1 protein-coding gene is annotated in these 812 nt (G+C 64.4%); it reads left to right on the top strand.

What is annotated here, in order from left to right; genetic code table 11:
- A partial coding sequence (locus PYV00_RS23930; RefSeq protein WP_275230858.1) for a transposase occupies positions 1–740 on the top strand: 740 nt, incomplete at its 5' end.
- Positions 741–812 lie beyond the last annotated feature (72 nt).

The raw sequence follows: 812 nt of genomic DNA, 5'->3' as shown, positions 1-812 counted from the left end.
CTCTGGTTCGCACCAACGCCATCGAGGCGCTGTTCTCCCGGTTCGATGCTCATCTCAAGGAGCGCGGTTACCTGGCGATGGGGGGCCAGATCGTCGACGCCAGCATCATCGCCGCCCCGCGTCAGCGCATGAGCGAAGAGGAGCGTGCCATCGTCAAGGATGGCGGCATCCCGGATGCCTGGGCCGCCAAGCCGGCGAGGCTGGCGCAAAAGGACCGCGATGCCCGCTGGACGTTGAAGCGCGGGCGCCGGAAGAAGGGGCCGGATGGCAAGTTGAGGGCCGAGATCGCCACGCCCATCTTCGGCTATAAATCGCACATCGGCATCGACCAGCGCCATGGCTTCATCCGTACCTGGTCAGCCAGCGATGCCGCCCGTTACGATGGCCGGGAGCTTTCCGGCCTGATCGATCCGGCCAATACCGGCAGCGCGATCTGGGCGGATACTGCCTATCGCAGCCAGAAGAACGAGCGGGCCGTCCTTCGTGCGGGGCGGGTATCGAAAATCCACTTCCGTAGAGCACCGGGCAAGCCGCTCCCAGCCCAGCGTCAGCGTGCCAATGCCGCCCGCTCCAAAGTTCGCTCCGCCGTCGAGCACGTCTTTGCCGCCCAGAAACACCGGATGGGCCTGTTCATCCGCACCATCGGCATCGAACGGGCCAAGGCCAAGATCGGCTTCGCCAACATCACGTTTAACTTCAAACGCTTCCTCTACTGGGAAAACCGGCCGAGCACCGCATAATACCTGCCGGGACCGCGCGGATACCCGCTCAAGGTCCTCCCGTGGAAAGCGAAGCGCACCGTAATCCCGTGC

This window comes from Novosphingobium album (ex Liu et al. 2023) (assembly GCF_029076845.1).
Taxonomy (GTDB): domain Bacteria; phylum Pseudomonadota; class Alphaproteobacteria; order Sphingomonadales; family Sphingomonadaceae; genus Novosphingobium.
The sequence above is the reverse complement of the archived record's forward strand: the minus strand, read 5'-3'. Positions and strand labels throughout refer to the sequence as shown.